This is a genomic window from Massilia sp. 05N420, assembly GCF_056397205.1.
This window is the reverse complement of record NZ_JBFTMX010000011.1, coordinates 77759-93081: the sequence shown is the minus strand read 5'-3', so window position 1 is coordinate 93081 and position 15323 is coordinate 77759. Positions and strand designations below refer to the sequence as shown.

Here is a 15323-nt window from a genome sequence, read left to right as displayed (position 1 = left end):
TCTTACCTCAGGCCGGCGCCGGSTGCTCGGCGCGCAGCAGCCGGGCGCAGTCGGCGGCCGGCAGCGGCTTGCTGACGTAATAGCCCTGGATTTCGTCGCAGTCATACCTTTCCAGCTCGCGTATCTGTTCGACATTCTCGACGCCCTCGGCCACCACTTTCAGGTTCAGGCTGTGCGCCAGCCGGATCACGGCCTTGGTGATGGCGGCGTCGTCGAGGTCGTCCGGCAGGTCGCGAACAAAGGTGCGGTCGATCTTCAGGGCGTCCAGCGGGAAGCGCTTCAGGTAGGCCAGGCTCGAATAGCCGGTGCCGAAATCGTCCACCGACAGGCGCATGCCGAGCGCCTTGATGCGCGACAGGATCGCCACCGCCGCCTCCGGATTCGTCATCAGCATCGATTCGGTCAGCTCGAATTCCAGCAGGGTCGGATCGACCCCGGCCTTGCCGACGATGCGTTCGATGACGGCGGCCAGGTCGGCCTGCTGCAGCTGGCGGGCCGACAGGTTGATCGCCACCGGCGGCATGGGCAGGCCGGCCGCTTCCCAGCTGCGCAGCTGGCGGCAGACTTCGCCGATCACCCATTCGCCGGCCGGCAGGATCAGGCCGGTGTCCTCGAGGATGGAGATGAATTCGAGCGGCGCTACCAGGCCGCGCTGCGGATGGTTCCAGCGCAGCAGGGCCTCGAAGCCGCTGATGCTGCCGCTCGCGAGGTCGAGCTTGGGCTGGTAGTGCAGCAGGAATTCGTCGCGTTCCAGCGCCTGGCGCAGCTGGGACTCGAGCTGCAGGCGCTGGGCCGCGTTCTCGTGCTGGGCCGCCGAATAGAACTGCCAGGTGTTGCGGCCGCTGTTCTTGGCGCCGTACATGGCGGTGTCGGCGCTCTTGAGCAGCTGCTCGGCGCTGGTGCCGTCTTCCGGATAGCTGGCGATACCGATGCTGGCCGAGACGAACAGCTGCTGGCCCTGCAGGTGGAAGGGCTGGGCCAGCGCCTCGACGATGCGGGTCGCGATCAGCGAGGCGTCGCCCGAATGCCGCTCGTTCGCGCCGAGCCAGGGCAGCACCACCGCGAATTCATCGCCGCCCAGGCGCGCCACCACATTGTCTTCGCGCGCGCAGGCTTCCAGGCGCGCCGCGGCCTGCACCAGCAGCTGGTCGCCGACGCCGTGGCCGAGCATGTCGTTGACGTTCTTGAAGCGGTCCAGGTCGATGAACATCACGGCGGCGCGGTGGCCGTGGCGGCCGGCGCGGTCAATCGCCTCTTCCAGGCAGGCACCCAGCTGGCGCCGGTTCGGCAGATTGGTCAGGGAGTCGTACTGGGCCAGGTAGGTCAGGCGCCGGCGCGCTTCCTGGCGCTCGACCCAGGTGGCGAGGATGTTGGCGATCCCGCGCAGGAACACGGCGTCGTCCTCGTCGAAGCGGCGCTGGCCGTCGCAGTAGGCGCCCAGCACGCCGTACTGGCCGACGCCGGCGTCGAGGCCGGCGCGCAGGCCGTGCATCGCCGCCAGCGGCGCGAACCAGGGGCGCAGGCCGGTTGCCGCCGGTTCCGCCAGCGGAGCGCCGGCGCAGCCGAGCTGCAGTCCGGCCGCCTGCGCCAGCCTGCCGGCGCCGCTGCGCAAGGTCAGCTGGCGCTCCGGGCCGATCTCGAACAGGGCGGCGCAGGGCGTGCCGAGGCCGTGCGCGGCGGCCTGCACGGCGTCGACGAACAGGTCGTCGAGGTCGTTGGCGGCCAGGGCCTTGCGGCCGAGCTCCGCGATCAGGGTCTGGCGCTTGGCGTTTTCCACGATCGCGCGTTCGAATTCCTTGCGCTCGGTGATGTCGATGTCGATGCACAGGTAGCGCTCGATGGCGCCGTCCGCCTCGAAGATCGGGACGATGGTCCGGTACCACTGCAGGCGGCCGGCGCGGCCTTCGACCGTGACCTCGCCGTTCCAGACCTGGGGCGAGGGACTCCAGGCCGCGGCGCTGCCGGCCGGACGGCCGAATTCGGCCAGCTCGCGGCCGAGCGCCTCGGCGCGCGTGTAGCCGCTGCTGCGCTCGAACAGTTCGTTGACGCCGACGATGCGGCCGGCCGGGTCGACGTCGCACACGATGGCGGCCTGGTCCACCGCGCTCTTGTGCTGCATGAGGGAGTTCATCAGCGAGTCGATGCGCTGGCCGTACTGCACGCGCAGGCTGGCGGCGCCCCGGTTGACGGCGCGGATCGCTTCCTGGATCTCGGTCGGGGCGTCGGCCTGCAGGTCGGCTTCGGCGGTGACGCGGCCGGCGGCGACGTCGTCCTCGAAGGAGCGCAGGCGGCCCAGGTTCGACAGCCAGCGCTTCAGCAGGGTGCGCAACAGCGCCACCCCGAGCACGAAGGCGACCAGGGCGAAGGTCGCGGTCTCGATCACCAGCGCCCATAGTTGGGAGGCGATCTTGTCGGCGTCGAACTCGAGCCGGATCACGCCGTAGTCGCGGCCGCCGACATTGGCCACGCGGTTGACCTCGTACAGCTTGGAGGCGATCAGCTGCGTCAGCCAGTCCGGCGCCGGCACGCGTTCGATTTTCGGCGCCTGAACCCGCAGCGTGCCGCCGGCGACGTCGATGAAGGCGGCGCTCTTGAACGGCGACTGGAACAGCATCTTGCCGAGGGTGCGCTGAACGGTGTCGTAGTCGCCGATCACCGCGCTGTCCTCGATGTTCTGGGCCGCGACCTCGATCAGGGTCATGGCCGCGTCCTGGGTCTCGTCGACGTGCTGCAGGAACTGGTAGCGGTAGAACAGGGCCAGGCCGATGCCGAGGAAGAGCAGCATGGTGAGGCTGAAGACGGTGAATACCCGGCCGGCCAGGGAACGCGGCAGCAGGGCGGTCGGCGACATCTTCCTGAGTGTCGAAGACATGCGGCTCAGCACGGTCATGGCGCCGTTCCTGTGTTAGCGCAGGCTGGCCGGCGCGTCGGCGTAGAAAGCCCGGTAGCCGGCGTAGTCGGCGTCGCCGGCCGGGACGAAGGCGACCGGCTTGGGTGCGCGCACCAGCTCGGTTGCGGCGTCCAGTATCTTGCGGCCTTCCGGATCGTCCCGCATGGTCAGGAAGGCCCTGGCGACGGCGCGCACCTCGGCGGCCGGCACGCGGGGCGAGGCCATCAGCGCCAGTTCGTTGTATGGCGGCGAGCTCCACAGGACCCGGAAAGCCTTGCCTTCGCGCTTCGCATAGCCGTCTACCAGTTGTGAGTTGGCGCCGGTCGCCTTGACCTTGCCGGCAAACATCTGACTGAAGGCGGCGTCGTGGTTGCCGGTGAAGACCGGGGTGACGGCAATATTCTTGCGAAGCAGCTGGGCGTAGGGAATCTTGTAGGCCACCAGGGCTTCGGGCCCAGGGAAGGCGATGGCGTTGCCGGCCAGCTCACCGATGTCCTTGACCGGCGAATCGGCCGGGACCACGATCACGCCGTGCACCGGCGGCGCATCGCGGCGGCCGAACACGGTCCAGCCCATTTTTTCGCGGTCCGGGCTGAACAGGTGGTTGGTGAAGGCGAAATCGACTTCGCGCGCCAGCACGTAACTGGTGGTGTCGGCCGAGGTGCGGCCCAGCTTGAGGTTCAGATGCACGCCGCTCTTGTTCGAGACGTAGCGGATGATGGGATTCCAGAAGCTGGCCGAGATCTGCAGGTTGTACTGGTTGACCGGCGAGAAGTTGTAGCTGTGCGGTTCGGCGGCCGCGGCGCGCGCGAACAGGAGACAGGCCAGCGTCAACAGGCCGGTTTTGGGGAGCGTGTGCATGGTGTCGTGACAGGTCATGGACGCCGCTGCGCCCGGTAGAGTCACGCACTATATATCAGATTTCCTTTTTGCAACAGATCGGGTCTGTTCGCCAATCTTTCTTCTGATGCGCACACGCGACAGACGGAGCGATGGGGGAGAAGGGGGCGCAGGACGCGCCCCCGGATGGCGTTGAAACTTACTGGTGCGACTGGTGGCTGGCCGTCAGCTTGCGCATCAGGGGCAGGGCCAGCAGGGCGATCACGGTGCAGGCCACCGCGCCCATGCCCAGCTTGTTGAACAGGCTGGTGTAGATCGGCAGGGTCTGCACCGGATCGGTCAGGTCCTTCGGCACGCTGGCCAGGTTGGCGACCACGCCGCCCAGGTATTGGGAGATACCGGTGGCAACGAAATAGGCGCCCATCATGAAGCCGCTCATGCGGGCCGGCACGTAGCGCGCCACCATCGCCAGGCCCAGGCCCGACACCAGCAGTTCGCCCAGCGAGTACAGGCCGTAGCCGGCGATCATGACCCACGACGAGGTCATGCCGTTCACCGCGAAGGCGCCGGCCACGCCGTAGGCGAAGAAGCCGGCTGCCACCGCGGCGAAGCCGAGCGCGAACTTGCCGGCGATCGACAGGTCCTTGCCGGTGCGGCCTGCGGCCGAGTACACCCAGGCAAGCACCGGGCTCAGCACCATGATCCAGATCGCGTTCAGGGCCTGGAACTGGGCCGGCGACCAGGTCCACAGGTGGGCACCGAAGACACTGAAGTCGAGCTCGACGTTACGCAGGGCGAACAGCGACAGCGAGGTCGACATCTGCTGGTAGAAGATGAAGAAGAACACGGTCTGCAGGGTCAGCACCAGGGCGGCGATCAGGCCGGCGCGCTCGCTCGGCTCGCTCTTGCGGATCAGGTGCACGAAGATGCCCAGCACGACGAAGCCGGCCAGGTAGACGAAGGCGCGCGCCAGGCCCTGGTTTTCCAGGATCTCGGCCGAGCCGAACACCACCAGCACGGCGCCGACCAGCACGGCGGCCAGCTTGCCGACCTGCAGGGGACGCTCGTCCGGCAGGCTGCCGACGTGGGCGATGGTGGCGCGCATCAGGGCCACGTTCAGCAGGCCGACCACCAGGCCGACGGCGCAGACCCCGAAGGCGGCGTGCCAGCCGAAGTTGTTGCCGTACGTGGCGTTGACGTAATCCTTGATCCAGGGCGTGGCCAGCATCGAGACGGTCGAGCCGACGTTCACGGCCATGTAGTACAGGGTGAAGGCGGAGTCGATCTTGGAATCGTCGCCTTCATAGATCTTGCGCACCAGGTTGGCGGTGTTGGGTTTGAACAGGCCGTTGCCGACCACTACCACGCCGAGGGCGCAGAACAGGAAGCGGGTGCTCTCGGTCGGTACCGCCATCAGCGCGTAGCCGACGGTCAGGACCATGGCGCCGAGGTACATCGAGCGCTTGGTGCCCAGCACCTTGTCGCCGATCCATCCACCGATTGCGGGAGCGACGTAGATCAGGGCGGCGGCCGCGCTCCAGACCAGGTTGGCGCGGCTGTCCTCGAAGCCGAGGCGTTCGACCATGTAATAGACGATCAGCGCCTGCATGCCGTAATAGCCAAAGCGCTCCCACAGCTCGATCAGAGCGACGGTGAGGAAGGAACGGGTTTGTGTGTAGGGTAGGGGTAGGGTTTCGGTTTTCATGGGTCTCCCGGATTCTCGGATGCCTGCCTTGTGGACAAGCAATCCCCGGATGCTACGCGACCCCGGCCCTTCGCGCAATGCCGGAAAACGGCGCGTAAAGACTGTCGTGGCGGGCTCTGCGGCTTTTTTCGCTGTCGTGCGGCACGAAAAAACTTGCTGAATATAAAATTGAACGTTGCCCGAGTCTGTCCGACCAATCGAGGATCGAAACGACACCATGAGAGTGCGCACCCACCTAAGCCTGCTTGCCGCGGCGGTCTTCCTGCCCATGATCGTCGGCGCCGGCGTCGCCATCAAGCTGCTGCTCGATGCGGAGCGCCATGCGGTGCTGCGCGGCATGCAGGAACTGGCGCGGGCTTCCGTGCTGGCGATGGACCAGGAATTGACGGCCGCGATCGCCGCCGGCCAGGCCCTGTCGACCTCGGCGCGCCTGCAGCAAGGCGATTTCCGCTCCTTCTATGTGCAGTCGCAGGCGGCGAATGCCGGCAGCGGCCGCCAGAGCGCGGTGCTGCAAGAGGATGGCCAGCAACTTTTCAATACCGCGGTCCCCTACGGCCAGCCGGTGGCGGCCCCGGCACGCGGCGCCCTCCAGCGGGTGCGCGCCGTGTTCGCGCGCCAGCGTCCGACCGTGTCGAACCTGATCGTCGGCAGTTCCACCCACCGCTACATCATCTCGGTCGAGCTGCCGTTGGTGCTGGACGACGGCCGCCGGGTCCTGCTCGACCAGTGGTTCGGTATTTCCCACCTGAACAGCCTGCTGCCGCGCGACGTCCCGGCCGGCTGGCAGGTGGCGGTGTTCGACCGCGACGGCGCGACCCTGGCCCGCAACGGCGCCTGGTTGGCCGAGATCGCTTCGCGCGCCCGTCCCGACCTGCTGGCGGCGTTGCGCTCCGGCGCGGTCCAGGCCGATGCCGCCGATGCCAGAGGTGCGCCGATGACGGTGGCGCTGGCCCGCTCGGCCCTGTCCGGCTGGACCGCAGCGATCGGGGTGCCGTCCAGCGAACTCGCGGCCACCGCGGCGCGCGCGGTGTCGCTGATCGCCGCGACACTGCTGTGCGCGGTGGTGCTGGCGCTGGCGGGGGCGATCCTGTTCGCGCGGCGCCTGTTGGCGGCGACGGAATACCTGGGCGCCGCCACCGAGGGCATGGCGGAAGGCTGGCTGCCGCCGCCGGCCGACCTGCGGATCACCGAACTGAACAGCTTGCAGCAGGTGCTGCACGCCGTCTCGAGGCGCCTGCAGAAGGCCGAGACCGGACGCCGCAAGCACCTGGCCGAAGTGCAGGCGGCGCGCAGCGTGGCGGAGTCGCAGAATCGCGCCAAGGACGAATTCCTGGCCATGCTGGGCCATGAGCTGCGCAATCCGCTGGGCGCGATCAGCTCCGCCATCGCCCTGATCCAGATGGGGGCGAGCGGTCCGGCGGCGGAACGCGCCCATCAGATCATCGGGCGCCAGAGCCGCCACCTGGCGCACCTGGTTGACGAGCTGCTCGACGCCAACCGCGTGTTGAGCGGCAAGGTGGTGCTGGCGCTGGCGCCGCTCGAGCTGGCCGCCGCCGTGCGCGAAGCCGCGCTGACCCTGCAGACCCGGGGCGCCACCAGCGAGCATCACGTCGAGCTCGACCTCGAGCCGGTGTGGGTGAACAGCGATCCGACCCGCCTGCAGCAGGTGATCGGCAACCTGGTCGAGAACGCCGCCAAGTACACCCAGGCCGGCGGCCACATCCGCGTCAGCACGCGCCGGCGCGAAGACATGGCGGAGCTGGTCGTGGCGGACGACGGCAAGGGCATCGAGGCCGAGCTGCTGCCGCGCGTGTGGGACGTGTTCGTGCAGGGCAAGGTGGCGAATCGCAGCAAGGGCGGCCTCGGGATCGGGCTGGCGGTGGTCAAGTCGCTGGTCGAGCAGCAGCACGGTTCGGTGGCCGTGGTCAGCCGTGGCGCGCGGCAGGGCAGCACCTTCACGATCCGCTTGCCGCTGGCGCCCGAGGCCGTGGCCGCCGTCGAGGCGCCGGCGCCCGAGGCGGCGCCGCTGGACGGCCTGCGGGTGCTGGTGGTCGAGGACAACCAGGACCTGCGCGAGATGATGTGCGCACTGCTGGCCTCGCGCGGCTGTGCGGTGAGCTGCGCCGCCGATGGCCATGGCGGCATCGCGCTGGCCCGCAACGCGCTGCCGCAGATCGCCTTCATCGACATCGACCTGCCCGACATCTCGGGCCACGAGGTGGCGCGCGCGCTGGGCGAGCAGGGCGGGATCCGGCTGGTGGCCGTTACCGGCTATGGCCAGCCGGAGGATGTGCGGCGCGCGCTGGCGGCCGGCTTCGACCGCCATCTCAAGAAACCGGTGCGACTGGAAGACCTCGAACGCGCGATCGGCGAGCTCGACGTGGTGCGCTGAATACAGTCAAGCAACAAAGAATGCGCCGTCTGCCGCAAACGCTTGCGGCAGCATTTCCCTCTCTTTGACAGCGCTACCATTTGTCCTGGGCAATCGCCCGGCGCAGACCCGGGGTCGGAGCGTTTTCGCCGCCGCTGCCGCTCGAGCTCGTCTTTATGCAAGCAGGATCCTGTACGATTGAATTCCCATTGGAGATTATCGAGTTGTAAAGTATTCTTGGTTTCAAATGTGAGGTACCAGATACTCACAACAACCTTATATCCTCATTTATGGCTGACTCCTCCCCAGGTTCTGCCGTTGGATACCGCGATGACGCCGTCATCGCGGGACTGCTTCATGAGCGCGGTGTGCATGTCCAGGGCCGCGACCCGGCCGCCGAGCGCAGTGCGCTGGCCTTGCTGGCCCAGTGCCTGGCCGACGAGCCCGAGCTGTTGCTGCAGCGGATAGCCGAGACGGCGCGCGCGCTGTGCGGTGCGAGCGCGGTGGTGATCGCCGTGCGCGAACCCGGCAAGGATGGCGAGGAAATCTGCTGGTGTGCGGTGGTGGGCGGCGGCGACGGCCAGGTGGGAAAGCGCTTTCCGCTGCAATCCTGCCCCTGCGGCGTATGCGTGCAGGCGGATGGCGCGGTGCTGTTCGAACACCCGGAACGGGAGTTCGAATCGGTCCGTGAGGCCGGCGTGAAGGTGGCGGAAGCCCTCGGCGTGCCGTGGCGCGTGCGCGGGCGTCCGGCCGGCGCGCTGATGGCGATCCTGGCCGACGAGGGCGAGAACTTCGATGCCCACGACCTCGAGCTGCTGCGCGAACTGGCAGGCTTCGCCGCCGCCGCGCACCGGGCCGGCGGCGCCCTGCGCGACAATCCGGACCCCGAACGGCTCGAGCGCGAAGTGGAGCAGCGGATGCGGCCCGTCCTCGAAAGCAAGCAGACGCTGGAGCGGGAGGTCGAGGAAAGCCGCGCCGCCGAGCGCGCGCTGCGCGAACACAAGGCCCTGGTCGATGCCACCCTCAGCATCAGCACCGTCGGCGTCGCCTACTTCGACCTCGACGGCACCATCCACGAAGTGAACGAAGCCTACCAGCGCATGACCGGCTACAGCGGGGAAGAGCTGCGCGATTTCGAGAACTGGAAGGCCTCGACCGCGCCCGAGTTCTGGGACCTGACCCTGCGCTCGGGCTACGAGCTGCGCGACATCGGGGTCACGCGTCCCTACACCAAGCAGATGCTGCGCCGGGACGGCAGCCGCTGGTGGGGCCTGTACGCGCCGGCCCGCATTTCCGGCGAGGGCGCGAACGCGCGCTGCGTCTGCTTCATCCTCGACGTCACCGAACTGAAGGAGGCCGAGGCGCGCCTGGCCGAGAGCGAGCAGCGCTTCCGCGCCCTGGTCGAGGGTTTCGGCCAGGCGGTCTGGGAGACCGATGCGGACGGCAACTTCGTCGCCCCTTCTCCCAGTTGGTGCGCGTATACCGGGCAGCGCGAGGCGTCCTCGATGGGCAAGGGCTGGCTCGATGCCGTGCATCCGGACGACCGCGACTACGTGCGCCGCGAATGGCTCGCCGCGCTGGCGATGCGGCGCGGGATCAACATGGAATTCCGCGTCCACGTGGCGATGGGCGGCTGGCGCTGGACCAATGTGCGCGCCGCGCCCCTGTTCGGCCCGGACGGCAGCCTGCGCAAGTGGTTCGGCATGAACATCGACATCGACGAGCGGCGCCGTACCCAGGCCGCGCTGGCCGAGAGCGAGCGCCGCTACCGCATGCTGTTCGAGGCGATGGACGAAGGCTTCCTGCTGGCCACCGTGCAGCACGACGAGAACGGCCGCGCGGTCGGGCTGGCGTATTCGGAAGCGAATCCGGCGGCGGTGCGCATGACCAGCATCCACTACGTCGGCCCCGGCCAGCTGAAGGTGAGGCCCGAGCACGAGCCCTGCTGGCTGGATGCCTGCGCCCAGGTCGCGCGCACCGGCGTCAGTGCGCGCTCGCAGTGCTTTGCCGAGGCGCTGTCCTGCTGGTTCGATTTCTATGTATATCCGGTCGGCGGCGGCGAGGCGCCGCGGGTGGCGATCCTGTTCCACGACATCACGGTGCGCAAGCGCGCCGAGGACGCGCTGCGCGAGAGCGAAGCCCGGTTCCGCGCGCTGGCCGACGCCTCGCCGGCCCTGATCTACCAGTTCGACGCCGACGGCTGCCTGATGTACCTGAACCAGCGCGGCCCCGACGAGGGCGGCCCGGCCGGCGAGGCCGACGGCTGGCGCGCCATCGTCCAGCCGGACGACATGAACGCCTACCTGCTGGAAGTCTGCGAGGGCATCCGCCAGCGCGCCGCCTACACCCAGCGGGTCCGGGTGCCGGCGCGCGACGGCAGCTGGCGCTGGTTCGAATCGCATGCCGCGCCCTGGTACACGGGCGACGGCCAGCACCGCGGCTACGTCGGCATCTCGCTCGACATCACCGGCGCCGTGCAGGCCGAGGAAGCGCTGAAGGAGGCCGACCGCCGCAAGGACGAGTTCCTGGCGACCCTGGCCCACGAGCTGCGCAACCCGTTGGCGCCGATCAGCAACGCGGTCCAGCTGATGCGCCGGCCCGACGGACGGCGCCAGTCCGACCGCGTGGTCGAGATGGTCGGGCGCCAGGTGCGCCAGATCGTGACCCTGGTCGACGACCTGATGGAAGTCTCGCGCATCACCCGCGGCAAGATCGACCTGCGGCTGGAGCGGGTGCCGATCGGCGAGATCATCCACAGCGCGGTCGAGACCAGCCAGCTGGCGATCGAGCGCGCCGGCCACCAGCTGGCGGTGGCCCTGCCGGAGGAGCCGCTGGTGCTGCAGGCCGACCGCGTGCGCCTGACCCAGGTGTTCGCCAACCTGCTCAACAACGCCGCCAAGTACACCGATCCGGGCGGCCGCATCTGGGTCGAGGTCTGGCGCGAGGATGGGCAGGTCCTGACCTCGGTGCGCGATACCGGGATCGGCATCCCGGCCGAGTCGCTGGGACGGGTGTTCGACATGTTCGCCCAGGCCCACCGCGCGGTCGGGCGCGGCCAGGGCGGTCTCGGGATCGGCCTGACCATGGTGCGCAGCCTGGTCGAGATGCACCACGGGAGCGTCGAGGCGCACAGCGGCGGCAGCGGGGCGGGCAGCGAATTCCTGGTGCGCCTGCCGCTGGCGCCGGTGGACGAGGGCCGCAGCGAGCGCCCGGGCCTGGCTCTGGCGCGGCCGAACGCGCCCTTCGCCGGCCAGCGCATCATGGTGGTGGACGACAACCGCGATGCCGCCGATACCCTCGGCCTGCTGCTGGAAGCCGACGGTGCCGACGTGCGCGTGGTCTACGACGGCCGCGCCGCGCTGGCGATGGCGGAAAGCTTTCTGCCGTCCAGCGTCCTGCTCGATATCGGCATGCCCGGCATGGACGGCTACGAGGTCGCGCGCCGCCTGCGCCAGGACGAGCGCTTCGCCAACATGCGCATCATCGCGCTGACCGGCTGGGGCCAGGATTCGGACCGCCGCCAGACCCGCAACCGTGGCTTCAGCCATCATTTGACCAAGCCGGTCAGCCTGGAGGACCTTCACCGAATCCTGATCTGACGCAAAATATCGACAAATCGCAATAATTTCCAGGCGKTTTCATTCACCCTGCATTTTTTATGCAAAGTGAGTTAGCTAACGTCAAAGCCCGATAGCGGCTGATAGACTGAAATCACGTCAACCCGTATTGGGAGGCAGCGATGACGTGGATTTCAGAATTTGTCAGGTATCTATCCGTGCTGGGCGACCCCAGGCTGGAGCCGGGCACGGTCGAAGGACTGCCCCCGTTCGCGCTGCGCCAGACGGCCGATGCGCTGAAGGCCGCCGGCTGGACCACGACCTATGAATACAATGGCGATGACGCCTGGGTCGACTACGCCCGCATCGACATGCGCAAGGGCCGCTCCAAGCTCAGGATCCTGTGGGACCCGGACAGCGGCGGCAGCATCGACGGGCCGCAGACCGTGCTCGAAGGGCTGCGCCCGCTCGACCCGTGGATGGACGAAGCCGGCGAGGGCCGGATCGATTATCAGAAGCGCTCGTCCGGACCCAGGTAGCGCCACTGCCCGGCGGGCAGCTCGCCCAGCTTGACGCGGCCGATCCGCACCCGCTTCAGGCCGATCACCTTCAATCCGACCATGTCGCACATGCGGCGGATCTGGCGCTTGCGGCCTTCCTTCAGGGTAAAGCTGAGCTGGTCGTCGTTCTGCCAGCGCACCTTGGCCGGCAGCAGCGGCTTGCCGTCCATCCACAGGCCGTGGTTGAGCTTCTTGAGCTCGGCGTCCGGCAGCTTGCCTGGCTTGGTGTACTGGACCCGCACCAGGTATTCCTTCTCGATCGCCGTGTCCTCGCCGATCAGCTGGCGCGCGATGCGGCCGTCCTGGGTCAGCACCAGCAGGCCGACCGAGTCGATGTCCAGGCGCCCGGCCGGCACCAGGGAGCGCAGCTGGGTCGGGTGGAACTGCTCGGGCGAGGGATCGTCCTTCCAGCGGTTTTCCGGCTTGACCAGCACCACGGCCGGCTTGTAGCCGTCTTCGGCCTGGCCGCTCACATAGCCGACCGGCTTGTTGATCAGCACCGTCACGCGCTTGCTCTGCTCGGCTGCGGCCTGGCGCTCCACCGTGATCTTCTGGTGCGGCAGCACCTTGCTGCCCAGTTCGTTTACGACCTTGCCGTCGACCCGCACCCAGCCTTTGGCGATCCAGTCGTCGGCTTCGCGGCGGGAGGAGAGGCCCAGTTCGGACATGCGTTTGGAGAGGCGTACGGGTTCGGTCATAAGTGGTAAAAGTTGAACCGTCGTCCCCGCGCAGGCGGGGACCCAAGTTTGCAAGCGCTGTCGTAACGCATCCAACTTGGGTCCCCGCCTTCGCGGGGACGACGTTGGTTAAATTTTCAAAGCGTCGAGCAGCTCGGTCTCCAGCTGCACCTGCACCCGCTGATTATGCAAGGCCTGCCCATCGATCAGGAACACGTCCTCGACGCGCTCCCCGAGCGTCATGATCTTGGCGGTATGCAGGTTGATGCGGTAGCGCGCCAGCACGCTGGCGATCGCATACAGCAGGCCGTTGCGGTCGTTGGCGGCGATCGACAGCAGCCAGAACTGGCCGCGCTCGTCCGGGCGCAGCTCCACGGTCGGGATGATCGGGAAGTTGCGCGACATCCGCGACAGGCGGGCGCGCAGCGGTGGGCTGAGCGCTTCCTGGCGGGTCAGCACCTCGCACAGCTCGTGCTCGATCAGGCTGATGATGTCGCGGTAGTTGTTGGCGAAATTCTCGTCCGTGATCAGGAAGGTGTCGAGCGCGTAGCCGTCCCGGGTCGTGTGGATCTTGGCGTCGAGGATCGAGAAGTTCTTGCGGTCGAAATAGCTGCAGATGCGCGCGAACAGGTCGGGCTGGTCCTTCACGTACACCGTCACCTGCAGGCCTTCGCCGATCGGCGCCAGGCGCGATTTCACCACCGGCTTGTCGCGTCCCAGCTTGTCGACCAGGGCCCGGGTCTGCCAGGCGATGTCGGAGGCGTCATGGCGCAGGAAGTAGGCGACGTCGAGCTGTTCCCAGAGTTTCTCGTGGGCGTGCGGGCCGAGCCCGAACAGGCGCAGCGTGGCCAGGGCTTCCTGCTGGCGCGCCCGCAGTTCGCGGTCGGCCGAAGGCGGTTCGCCGCCCAGCACCCGCAGGGTCATCTTGTACAGGTCTTCCAGCAGCTTGGCCTTCCAGGCGTTCCACACCTTGGGGCTGGTGCCGCGGATATCGGCCACGGTCAACAGGTAGAGGGCGGTCAGGTGGCGTTCGTCCTTCACGAGGCCGGCAAACGCCGCGATCACGTCCGGATCGGATAAATCCTGCTTCTGCGCCACCTGCGACATGGTCAGGTGCTGCTCGACCAGGAATACCACCAGCTCGGTGTCTTCCTGCGAGATGCCGTGGTCGCGGCAGAATTCGAGCACGTCCTGCTTGCCGAGTTCGGAGTGGTCGCCGCCGCGGCCTTTCGCGATGTCGTGGAAGAGGGCGGCCACGTACAGCAGCCAGCGGTCGCGGAAGTTCGCGATCAGCTGGCTGCAGAAGGGGTATTCGTGGGCGTGTTCCGTCATCGTGAAGCGGCGCATGTTCCGCACCACCATCATGATGTGCTGGTCCACCGTGTAGACGTGGAACAGGTCGTGCTGCATCTGGCCGATGATGCGGCGGAAGTTCGGCAGGTAGCGGCCCAGCACGCCCATGTCGTTCATGCGGCGCAACGCGTGCACCAGGCCGACCGGGGCTTGCAGGATGCGCAGGAACAACGCGCGATGCAGGGGATTGGCGCGGAAGGATTCGTCGATCAAGGTGCGCGCATGCCACAGCGCGCGCGTGGTGCGCGCCGTCATGCCCTTGATGTCGGGACGTTCCGTCATCACCACGAAGATTTCCAGCACCGCGGACGGGTTGGCCTCGAAGGTGTCGTCCGCGGCGATGTCGATGAAGCCGTTGACTTCGTTGAAGCGCGGATTGATCGGCATCGGCCTTGATGCCTGGGGGAACAGCTGGGCCTCGATGTTCTGCAGCAGGATGGTGTTCATCTGGGTCACCACCTTGGCGGCCCAGTAATAGCGCTGCATCAGGTATTCGCTGGCGCGGCGCGCTTCCAGGCCCTGGCCGGTCGAGGTCAGGCCGAAGGTCTCGGCGATCTGGGTCTGGACGTCGAACACCAGGCGGTCCTCGCGGCGCCGGGTCTGCAGGTGCAGGCGCACGCGGATGTCCTTGAAGGCGTACTCCTTCTCCATCAGCTGGCGCGCCTCGGCCCGCGTGATCAGGCCGCGGATCGCCAGCTGGGTCCAGGAATTGCCGAGTCCCGCCGCCTTCGCCACCCACAGGATCACCTGCAGGTCGCGCAGGGCGCCCGGGCTCTCCTTCACGTTCGGTTCCAGGCTGTAGGGCGTGAACTCGTACTTGGCGTGGCGCAGCCGCATCTCGGCGGTCTTGGCGTGGAAGAAGGCCTGCGGATCCATCGCTTCGGCATAGCGCCGCTGCAGCTCGGCGAACAGGACCTGACTGCCGGTGACCAGGCGCGCCTCGAGCAGGCTCGTTTGCACCGTGATGTCGGCCGCCGACTCGCTCATGCATTCGTCGACGGTGCGGATGGCGTGGCCGATCTCCAGGCCCAGGTCCCACAGCAGCTGGACGAACTGCTCCAGCCTGGCCTGGGTGAGGGCGTCCGGCGGATCGCCCAGCAGGATCAGGAGGTCGACGTCCGAGTGCGGGAACAGCTCGCCGCGGCCGTAGCCACCGACCCCGACCAGTGCCGTTTCAAGCGGCAGCCCGGCCGCGCGCCAGGCGTCGCCCAGCACGCCGTCGACGCTGTGGCGCAGGCCGCGCAGCAGCTTCTCGGGTTTGCCGTTCTCGCGGAAGTCGGCAATGATGCGCTGGCGCTCGTCCTTCAGGCGCTGCCGCAGCTGCGTCTGGAGGCTGGCCTGCGGTTCGGTGGCGATGGTGCCGCTCATCT

Annotated in this window: 8 protein-coding genes; 3 read left to right on the top strand and 5 right to left on the bottom strand. The window is 67.9% G+C overall.

Annotated elements, in window-relative coordinates; all coding sequences use genetic code 11:
- Positions 1–7 precede the first annotated feature (7 nt).
- From AC1DIX_RS08960 to AC1DIX_RS08950, 3 genes are all read right to left on the bottom strand, one after another.
- Positions 8–2890, bottom strand: a complete 2883-nt coding sequence (locus AC1DIX_RS08960; RefSeq protein WP_477323661.1) for an EAL domain-containing protein — start codon at positions 2888–2890, stop codon at positions 8–10.
- A gap of 15 nt (positions 2891–2905) precedes the next feature.
- Complete coding sequence (locus tag AC1DIX_RS08955) at positions 2906–3751, bottom strand: phosphate/phosphite/phosphonate ABC transporter substrate-binding protein (protein ID WP_441934363.1); 846 nt, start codon at positions 3749–3751, stop codon at positions 2906–2908.
- 178 nt (positions 3752–3929) lie between these two features.
- Entirely contained in the window at positions 3930–5435 is a 1506-nt protein-coding gene (locus tag AC1DIX_RS08950; protein ID WP_477323659.1) for a peptide MFS transporter, read from the bottom strand.
- Positions 5436–5652: 217 nt separating this feature from the next.
- Here AC1DIX_RS08950 and AC1DIX_RS08945 point away from each other — a divergent pair, with 217 nt between their 5' ends.
- The 3 genes from AC1DIX_RS08945 (at position 5653) to AC1DIX_RS08935 (ending at position 11902) form a co-directional block, all read left to right on the top strand.
- Entirely contained in the window at positions 5653–7827 is a 2175-nt protein-coding gene (locus AC1DIX_RS08945) for an ATP-binding response regulator (protein ID WP_477323656.1), read from the top strand.
- A gap of 347 nt (positions 7828–8174) precedes the next feature.
- Positions 8175–11405 carry a PAS domain S-box protein gene (locus AC1DIX_RS08940; RefSeq protein WP_477323654.1) on the top strand — a complete coding sequence of 1077 codons (3231 nt, stop codon included), beginning with the start codon at positions 8175–8177 and terminating at the stop codon, positions 11403–11405.
- A 140-nt stretch (positions 11406–11545) separates the two neighbouring features.
- Complete coding sequence (locus tag AC1DIX_RS08935) at positions 11546–11902, top strand: hypothetical protein (protein ID WP_441934371.1); 357 nt, start codon at positions 11546–11548, stop codon at positions 11900–11902.
- On the opposite strand, the gene AC1DIX_RS08930 is transcribed toward AC1DIX_RS08935, so the two are convergent.
- Together AC1DIX_RS08930 and AC1DIX_RS08925 are read right to left on the bottom strand one after the other, a co-directional pair.
- Positions 11875–12621: a pseudouridine synthase gene (locus AC1DIX_RS08930; protein ID WP_441934373.1), complete on the bottom strand. Its 747-nt coding sequence runs from the start codon at positions 12619–12621 to the stop codon at positions 11875–11877. The two genes, AC1DIX_RS08935 and AC1DIX_RS08930, sit on opposite strands and share 28 nt — an antisense overlap.
- Before the next feature lie 108 nt (positions 12622–12729).
- Positions 12730–15321, bottom strand: a complete 2592-nt coding sequence (locus AC1DIX_RS08925; protein WP_477323650.1) for a [protein-PII] uridylyltransferase — start codon at positions 15319–15321, stop codon at positions 12730–12732.
- Positions 15322–15323: the final 2 nt, after the last annotated feature.

Excerpts from the sequence above, each read along its gene's own strand:
- AC1DIX_RS08955 (WP_441934363.1), bottom strand. The coding sequence starts at position 3,751 with ATGCACACGCTCCCCAAAACCGGCCTGTTGACGCTGGCCTGTCTCCTG.
- AC1DIX_RS08950 (WP_477323659.1), bottom strand. The coding sequence starts at position 5,435 with ATGAAAACCGAAACCCTACCCCTACCCTACACACAAACCCGTTCCTTC.
- AC1DIX_RS08945 (WP_477323656.1), top strand. The coding sequence starts at position 5,653 with ATGAGAGTGCGCACCCACCTAAGCCTGCTTGCCGCGGCGGTCTTCCTG.
- AC1DIX_RS08935 (WP_441934371.1), top strand. The coding sequence starts at position 11,546 with ATGACGTGGATTTCAGAATTTGTCAGGTATCTATCCGTGCTGGGCGAC.
- AC1DIX_RS08930 (WP_441934373.1), bottom strand. The coding sequence starts at position 12,621 with ATGACCGAACCCGTACGCCTCTCCAAACGCATGTCCGAACTGGGCCTC.
- AC1DIX_RS08925 (WP_477323650.1), bottom strand. The coding sequence starts at position 15,321 with ATGAGCGGCACCATCGCCACCGAACCGCAGGCCAGCCTCCAGACGCAG.